This is a genomic window from Micrococcus lacusdianchii, assembly GCF_023155805.1.
Classification (GTDB): domain Bacteria; phylum Actinomycetota; class Actinomycetes; order Actinomycetales; family Micrococcaceae; genus Micrococcus; species Micrococcus lacusdianchii.
This window is the reverse complement of sequence record NZ_JAKNUW010000021.1, coordinates 22233-30182: the sequence shown is the minus strand read 5'-3', so window position 1 is coordinate 30182 and position 7950 is coordinate 22233. Positions and strand designations below refer to the sequence as shown.

The following is a 7950-nucleotide window of genomic DNA, read 5'->3' as shown; positions in this document are numbered from 1 at the left end:
CCCGTACCCACCCAGCGACGGCCCGTTCTTCACCGGCGGCCGCTCACCCCATCCCTGCAGGCGGGGCAAGTGGACCAGGATCGTGGCCCGGCTCTTGCGCTCGGCCAGAGTCCCGATCGCTGAACGCCCGGTTCCGATGATCAGGTCCCCTTCCCAGTGCCCGGGCACAGCACGATCAGCGGCCTCGGGTGGGCGCTTGCTGAACACCACATCCTCGGTGACGTGGCCCTGGGGCTTGTTCCGGGTGCGTGCCCGCGGCTCGCGCAGAGCCCGCCCGGTGCGCAGGCACGCGACGAGCTCATGCTTGAATGCCCCACGCCCCTGGATGAACAGCGACTGGTAGATCGCTTCATGAGAGATCCGCATGGACCCATCATCCGGGAACTCCAGGCGCAGCCGGCGGCTGATCTGCTCAGGACTCCACGCCGTGGACCACCGCCGGTCCGCCCGGCGCGGTTTCATCTTCCGCCCCTTGAACCTGGGCCCGACCGGTCCTGGCACGGCCACGCCATCGGGGCCCAGGACCACCCCGTTCAGCCGTGCCTGGACGTAGTCATGCAGCCGCTGGTTCGTGGCCAGCTTCGCCGGCTTGGGCCGCCTGGCAGCTTCCTGGGCCTTCCACTGCGCCACGGTGGCCCGGTACTCCTTCCTCCCGGAACGTGTGGCGCAGTTACGGCGCAGCTCACGGCTGATCGTGCCGGGATCACGTCCCAGCGTGCGTGCGATCTGACGGACCCCCTGGCCCTGGGCATGGAGGATCGCGAGCTCCTCACGCTCAGCGAAGGACAGGTACCGGCCGGTGGGCTCGGCCAGGGTTAGTGGGGTCATCCCGCCAGCGTGACGGAACCAGCGCGCCCCGACGGGCCAGGACACGCCCACCGCCAGCGACGCCTCGACCGTGGTGACACCGGTGGCGATCACACGCCAGAACTGGCGTTGGACCTCCCGTGAGGGCTGCGGCCTGCCAGGAGAGCGCATCGGGGCCCGCAAGGCCCGATCCGCTCTCCACTGCCGACGTGTCCCCTCGGGCACGTCACTGATCTTCCTCGCCCAGTCCTTGCTTGCCATCGCCCATACCTCCAGTGATTCAGAGAGGGTGTTGCGACGACCGATTGAATCCACCACGCTGTGGTGTGAACGGTCAGCGCACCAGTCTCCACCTCCGGTATTTCGGTGGGTGGGCAGGTTGATGCGTCAGGCGGAGTCGGGGAGTCGGGTCTAACACGGCTTCGTCCTCGGAGGGTGGACGCTTGGGTGTGTGCTCCTACACCGTCAACGACCACTCACACCCGGCATCGAGGTAGTGGTCTCGAGACGCTGGATGCGCCGGTTGGGACTGCTGAAGGTTCGGCCGACGACGTATCGCTCGGGTACTTCGTCCTCCTCATCCCCGGCTTCCTGCTCTGGGTCCTCTACGGACTGCCCCGACATGACTGGCCGCTCGTCATCCCGAACACCGTCGCCACAGCCGTGGCGCTCGTGATCATCGCCGTCGCCGCGCGACTCAAGCGCAACAGCGCGCGAAGTGCTGAGGTCCGACGAAGCGGCGGTACACGCTAGACGACGTGGCCAGGTATGCGCGAGAGCCGGCGACCCTGACCGAGTGCGGCAACGACGCCCTCACCACGGACGAACTTCAGCCGGCGAGGGTGACTCCGACGTAGGCGATGATGGCGACGAGGATGGTGGAGAGCGCGGCCAGGGCGAAGGGCTTGAGGCCCACCTTGACGAGGTTGCGAATCTTGACGCCGCAACCGAGTCCGAACATCGCAGCAGCCAGCAGACCGGTCTGCAGCAGCCCGCCGGTCGTCAGCACGACGCTCGGCAAAGGGACGAAGGAACGCAGAAGCACCATGGCGATGAACCCGATGATGAACAGAGGGACGATGGGCGGCAGCTTCGAACTCGACCTCTGTTGACCAGATTCGCCTGCCATGCGGCTGAGACGGCGCTGCCGGACGCTGAGGGTGGCCACGACCGGGGCGAGCAGCAGCACTCGGGCGAGTTTGACTATGACCGCGACCGTGAGCGCTCCGCCGCCGATGATGCCGCCGGCCGCGACGACCTGCGCGATCTCATGGATAGAACCCCCGGCCCACATCCCGGCCGTCTCGGAGCCCATGCCAAGCAAATTCGTGATTAGTGGGACGAGGGGAATCATCAGCGTTCCGAAGATCACCACGAGGGCGACCGCAGTGATGGTGTCTTCCTCAGCCTCGTCGTCCGGGTCGGTGACCCCTGCCGCGGCCGCCACAGCTGCCGCACCGCAGATGGAGAAACCGCAGGCGATGAGCAGCGAAAGCCCGGATGGAACCCGTAGCAGCCTCCCGAGGACAACGGTGCCGAGCAGTCCGCCGGCGACAATGCACACGACGACGACCAGCATCGGGGCCCCAAGGTCGAGGATGTCGGTCAGCACCAGCTGGAGTCCGAGGAAGACGATGCCAGCGCGCAGGAGCTTCTTCGCGGAGAAGTCGATACCGGCCGAGGCTGCCGCTGGCAGCCGGAAGACGTTGGCCACGAGTACGCCAAGCACGATCGCGATGATGAGCGGGCTGACTCCCGGCAGCAGCAGGCTAACCCCATACGATACTCCGGCCGCGCCGAGGCAGAGGACAAGACCGGGCAGGAGCGTGCCGACCCGGGCAAGCAGAGTGTGTTCCGGCCGGGCGATCGTAACGTCCTGGTCATGAGTCATGCCTCCATCATTTCCTCGTACCGCTCGCGTGAGTAGAGGCAGATATCGTCCGGGGTACAAGTCACGCTTGTGAGTGGGAGGTGGAAGATGCACAACGAGCCCGACTTGGAGGCACTGCGAGCCTTGGCGCTCGTCGCGAAGGAAAGCAGCATGTCAGCGGCAAGCGCACAGCTGGGCGTGAGTCAGCAGGCGGTATCTCTGCGCATCCGGAAACTGGAAACAGATCTGCGCGTGCGACTGCTGGTGCGTTCCGCACGCGGTTCCCGGCTGACCCCGGCGGGCGAGCTGGTTGTCGGCTGGGGAACAACGCTGCTGACGGCGGCCGACGAGTTCTCGGATGCTGTCGATTCGCTCCGCACGGATCGCGGGAAGATGATGCGGATCGCCGCGAGCCTCACGATCGCAGAACACCTCCTGCCGGAATGGATCGCCCGGTGGCGCATCTCTCTCGGCGATGAGGGCCCGATCGTTCAGCTCACAGCCGCCAACAGCAGCACAGTCGTCAAGGCCATACGGGAGGGAACCGCAGACCTCGGGTTCATCGAGACCCCGACCGTTCCCGCCGACCTTAGGTCGGTCACCGTCGCTCACGACACCATCGAAGTCGTTGTGCAGCACGGTCACCGATGGGCGAAGACGGGCCGAGTGTCCGTTCGTGAACTAGCGGGCACTGGCTTGGTGCTCCGCGAGACCGGAAGTGGCACCCGACAGGCGTTCGAGAACGCCCTCGCCGATGCGGGCTTTCCTCTCGCAGCCGAGCCCGCGGCTGTGCTGTCGACCACGCTCGGCGTTCGCAGCGCGATTATGGCCGGCGTCGCCCCCGGCGCTCTGAGCTCCCTGGCTGTGTCCGAGGACACCCTCGCCGGTCGACTCGTGCGAGTACGGATCAACAATCTCCAGATCACCCGCCCGCTCACCGCCATCTGGGCCGGGACGACTCCGCCGCGTCACGTACGGGACTTCCTGGACGTCACCTCCCTCAACCGGGCGCAGGGCGAGACCTGAATCAGTAGATCTGAGCCTCAGATCAGGCCCACAAGACCGAACTATTATTGAGGTTTTCTCACCAGGGTGGCGAACGTAGCGGTGATGATGGCGCCCGGCGAAGCCTGACTGGCATGGCGTAGGGCCCTCGAGCAGGATGGAAATCGGCAAAAGACCATCCGCTGCAAGGACCCTACGTGTTCACCTACTCTGCCATCTGCGACGTGCCGATCGAAACCCTGGACTACCTCACCGGCCTGCTGCACCGTCACCGCCGGACCCATGATCTGCGCCCGTTTCAGCGGGCTGGCACGGCCCGGACGCAGGCGAAAGGGACTGCTGAAGGTTCGGTTGACACCTGATCTGTGGGGACATGAGGTCCCCGCTGGAAGGATGTCGACATGCCTGCAGCACACCCCAAGGAGTTCCGTGACGACGTGGTCGCGGTCGCCCGTCGTGGCGAGGCCCCGATCGCTCAGCTCGCCAAGAACTTCGGGATCTCCGAGTCCTACCTACGCAACTGGCTCCATCAGGCCGATGTCGAGGACGGCCACCGTCCCGGCGTGACCAAGGCCGAGAACGAGGAGCTGCGCGAGGCGCGGAAGAAGATCCGCTTGCTGGAGCAGGAGAACGAGGTCCTGCGCCGCGCCGCGGCGTACCTGTCGCAGGCGAACTTGAGGCTGGGTCAGAGCCCAAAATGACCTACCCGCTGGTCCGTGACCTTGCCGTCGACGGGATCCCCGTGACGGTGACCTGCCGGGTGCTGAAGTTCTCGACCCAGGCGTTCTATGCCTGGTGCGCCGACCCGGTCAGCGAGCGGGACCTGGTCGACGCCTACGCGATGAACGCCGCGTTCGAGGTCCACCGTGACGACCCTGGGTTCGGGTACCGGTTCATCGCCGACGAGCTCGCCGCGGCCGGGCACGAGATCTCGGAGCGGCGGGTATGGAAGATCTGCTCCCAAGCACAGATCGTCTCCGCCCACGCCCGCACTCGTGGCCGGTGGAAGAAGCCGGGCCCGCCCGTGCACGATGACCACGTCCGCCGGGACTTCTCTGCCGAGGAGCCCAACCGGCTGTGGTTGACCGACATCACCGAACACCCCACCGGTGAGGGCAAGCTCTACCTCTGCGCGATCAAGGATCTCTACGCCGGCAGGATCGTGGGGTACTCCATGGCCGGGCGCATGCAGGCATCCCTGGCCGTGAACGCCCTCGAGCAGGCCGTGGCCCGCCGCGGAGGCACCGACGTGGTGGCCGGGTGCATCGTCCACTCGGACCGCGGCTCGCAATTCCGCTCGGCCCTATTCCAGGACGCCCTGACCGCCCACGGGCTGATCGGGTCCATGGGTCAGGTCGGTGCTGCCGGGGACAACGCGGCTATGGAGTCCTTCTTCGCGCTGCTGCAGAAGAACGTGCTGGACCGACGCGACTGGGACACCCGGGACGAGCTGCGGGCCGGGATCATCACCTGGATCGAGCGGTCCTACCACCGCCGCCGCCGGCAGGTGCGCCTGGGCCGATTGACGCCGGTCGAGTACGAGTTGATCATGGACCACACGCCCGCAGACCCGGCGTGAAGACGACTGTCACCTACACGTGCACCAGTCCCTGCCATGCCGCATGCGTTCCGGGGTCCGGCTTCATCGGGTCCTCAGTAGCTGCTCAAGGTAACGGATTTCGGTTTGTTGGCTGGTGGCGATGGATTGGGCCAGGGCTCGGACGGCCTCGTTGTCGGTTCGGTCCAGGACGGCCTGGGCCATGGTTGTTCCGGCCTGGTGGTGGGAGATCATCAGTTCCAGGTAGAGCTGTTCGGCCTCGGAGCCTTCGGCGTCGGTGAGAGCTTCGAGCTGGGCGGCCGTGGCCATGCCCGGCATTGCTGTGCTCTGTTGCCCAGTGTCGTGCGGGGAACTGTGGCCTGCGTCCTCGTCCATCCAGGCCATGGCGGGTTCGGGAGAGGCCTGGGGCAGGCCCCATATCGAGAGCCAGCCGTACATCTGACCGGCCTGGTGCTGCTGGGTGCGGGCGATGTCGTAGGCCAGTTGGCGGATCTCCGGGTCCTCGGTGCGGTCGCGGGCGAGGAAGCTCATCTCAACGGCTTGCAGGTGGTGAACCTGCATGTCCCGGGCGAAGCCGGCTTCCGGGCTTGCCGCCGATGGGAAGGACGTCACGGGCGCGGTCAGCCGGCCCAGGGCCCAGCCAGCGGCCCCCAGAATCAGGACGATGACGGTGGCCAGCACCACCAACCGCACCGAGTGCCCGGCCCGGCCAGCGGCGGAAGTTTCAGCGCTCACGCCACGCGGCCCGGGCCATCGAGTCCGCCGGTGCAGGCAGCCCCGGGCTCGGGCGCCTCGGGCGATTGCCAGTACTTGGCCACGAAGTCCTCGATCCGTTCGTCATCGGGTGTCTCCACGGCCACTTGGGCGCCCCAGGCGGAGAGCGTGATGGGCGATTCCAAGCCCTCGTAGGGGGAGACCACAGCATAGGTGTCCGGCAACGCCTCCTGCACCGCCGTGATCTCCTCCTCGGTCAGAGCCGAGGGGTCGTAGGCGGCCCACACGGCGCCGTGCTCGAGGGAGTGAACAGCGTTCTCCTTGGGTACCTTTTCCGTGTACACCCCGCAGTTGAGCCAGGTGCTGGCGTGGTCACCACCCACCGGGGGATCTTGCGCGTAGTCCACCGGGCTGTTCACATGCTCGGCATCGAGGTCCTCGAAGGTCTCCAGCCCGGCGATCTCGATGTCCTGGCGGGTCGGCGGCGGAGGGTCGGTGACCACAGCGACGGTCACCAGGGCACCGACCAGGGCGACGGCGGTGACACCGCCAGCCCCCCACAGGACCTTCTGCTTGCGGGCAGCCTTAGCCTCGGCCGCCCAGTGTGCCTGGAGCACTGCAGCCCGGTCCTGCCGCCTCTGATCGGAATTCTTGGCACTGCTCATGGGGGGGATCTCCTCAAAAAACCATTCAGTCCTCGTCAGGAACGAGGATATGCACCGGACCCGCACCGGACCCTGTGTCGTCGTTGTGGGCGATGGCCCAGCGCAACAGGTCCACGGTTGCGGATTCGACCTCTTCGGCATGGCTCAGATCAACGCTGATCGCCCCGTCTGGGGCCAGGGTCCTGGCCTGCTGGATCAGGGGATGCAACCCTTGCTGGTTGGTCTCGGTGAGGTGTCCGGTCACAATCAGCCGCACGTAGGCCCCGTCGAGGTCAATCTCGGAGAGCACGGAAATCTTGTCGCCCATAGACGTGCTCCCTTCGTGTGTACGACTTTCCGGTTCGATGCCTCACCATTTTACTACGAACAATAGTAGCCCCCCACCCACCAGAACCTCGCAGGTCTGCGCGCTGTCGAGCTGGGAAGCGGCGCCGGCATTGAGACCCGGCGCCTTCTCCAGGAGGGCCTGAGCGTCCACACCATCGACGTCGACTCGAGCGTCGAGAAGCACATGAATGAACTCACCACGCTCGGCATCCTCGAACACCGGACGGGCCTCATCGAGGAGTGGGATCCCCTCCCCCACGCCGACCTGATCCTGGCCAATGCCTCTCTGCCATTCATCCCTCGCGCACGCTTCACCTCGGTGTGGGAGCGGATCAAGCACGCCCTGCTGCCAGACGGGATCCTGGCGGTCGATCTCTTCGGCTCCGATGACACCTGGGCCTCGGACCTGGGCACCTACCTCACCCGGAAAGAGGTGGACGAACTCCTCGACACTTTGGAGGTGATCGAACTGAACGAACGCAACGAAGAAGGGCGTGCGTTCGACGGCATCAAGCATTGGCACACCTTCACCGTTATCGCCCGCCGCCCAGCCTGACTGACCCCTCCGCGCCCGACACCTGGCGAGCGAAACCGCGCAAACGGTCGTTTGTGACGCGGGGGCCCGCCATGCGCCGTGTGCGCCACCTCCGGCCCTGTCCGCCCGCCCCATGACTCGCCACAACCAACCCGCCAGAGCGGCAGCCGCCCGCACGTTTCTGGCGAGCCCTGGGGCGCGCGGGGCGCCCACCTGGACACCCAGTGTCACGCCGGCCGGATCCCGCCCGATATGCGAAGAGTTACCCGCACGTCAGGTGGAATCCACGCTGCATCTCGACAGCGAAGGCCCTTGCTTACCGATCCGCATCGTGACACAGTTCACCCCATGATGCAGCAGCAGTGACCCCGTGGGTCCGACGACCCACCACCGGCCTCCCCGCGCGCCCGTCTCGAGCACGGCTCGACGGGTGCCTCTGCGCCCACCCCTTTCTTCAGAAAGCAGTCAC

General features: G+C 66.4%; 8 protein-coding genes and 1 pseudogene. 4 read left to right on the top strand and 5 right to left on the bottom strand.

The features are described 5' to 3' along the window. A partial coding sequence (locus MA879_RS10935) for an IS30 family transposase (protein WP_470365348.1) occupies positions 1-1068 on the bottom strand: 1068 nt, incomplete at its 3' end. Positions 1069-1636: 568 nt separating this feature from the next. Continuing rightward, positions 1637-2698 (bottom strand): YeiH family protein, encoded by a 1062-nt coding sequence (locus MA879_RS10930; RefSeq protein WP_115260105.1) that lies wholly within the window; start codon positions 2696-2698, stop codon positions 1637-1639. A gap of 87 nt (positions 2699-2785) precedes the next feature. Between MA879_RS10930 and MA879_RS10925 the strand changes: the two genes are divergently transcribed. From MA879_RS10925 to MA879_RS10915, 3 genes and pseudogenes are all read left to right on the top strand, one after another. Then, the gene (locus MA879_RS10925; RefSeq protein WP_248126326.1) at positions 2786-3703 is read left to right on the top strand and encodes a LysR family transcriptional regulator; all 918 of its coding nucleotides are present in this window, start codon (positions 2786-2788) and stop codon (positions 3701-3703) included. A gap of 176 nt (positions 3704-3879) precedes the next feature. Beyond that, positions 3880-4044: a hypothetical protein gene (locus MA879_RS10920; protein ID WP_181878899.1), complete on the top strand. Its 165-nt coding sequence runs from the start codon at positions 3880-3882 to the stop codon at positions 4042-4044. 39 nt (positions 4045-4083) lie between these two features. Continuing rightward, positions 4084-5261 (top strand): annotated as a pseudogene (locus tag MA879_RS10915) (IS3 family transposase). A 63-nt stretch (positions 5262-5324) separates the two neighbouring features. Here the strand turns inward: MA879_RS10915 and MA879_RS10910 are convergent. From MA879_RS10910 to MA879_RS10900, 3 genes are read right to left on the bottom strand one after another with little or no spacing between them, the layout of a single operon-like run. Beyond that, complete coding sequence (locus tag MA879_RS10910) at positions 5325-5924, bottom strand: DUF305 domain-containing protein (protein ID WP_248126323.1); 600 nt, start codon at positions 5922-5924, stop codon at positions 5325-5327. A gap of 47 nt (positions 5925-5971) precedes the next feature. Further along, entirely contained in the window at positions 5972-6619 is a 648-nt protein-coding gene (locus tag MA879_RS10905; protein WP_248126320.1) for a DUF3105 domain-containing protein, read from the bottom strand. A gap of 25 nt (positions 6620-6644) precedes the next feature. Further along, positions 6645-6926: a hypothetical protein gene (locus MA879_RS10900; RefSeq protein WP_115260110.1), complete on the bottom strand. Its 282-nt coding sequence runs from the start codon at positions 6924-6926 to the stop codon at positions 6645-6647. 96 nt (positions 6927-7022) lie between these two features. On the opposite strand from MA879_RS10900, the gene MA879_RS10895 reads away from it, so the two are divergent. After that, complete coding sequence (locus MA879_RS10895) at positions 7023-7502, top strand: class I SAM-dependent methyltransferase (RefSeq protein WP_115260111.1); 480 nt, start codon at positions 7023-7025, stop codon at positions 7500-7502. The last annotated feature ends 448 nt before the right edge of the window (positions 7503-7950 follow it).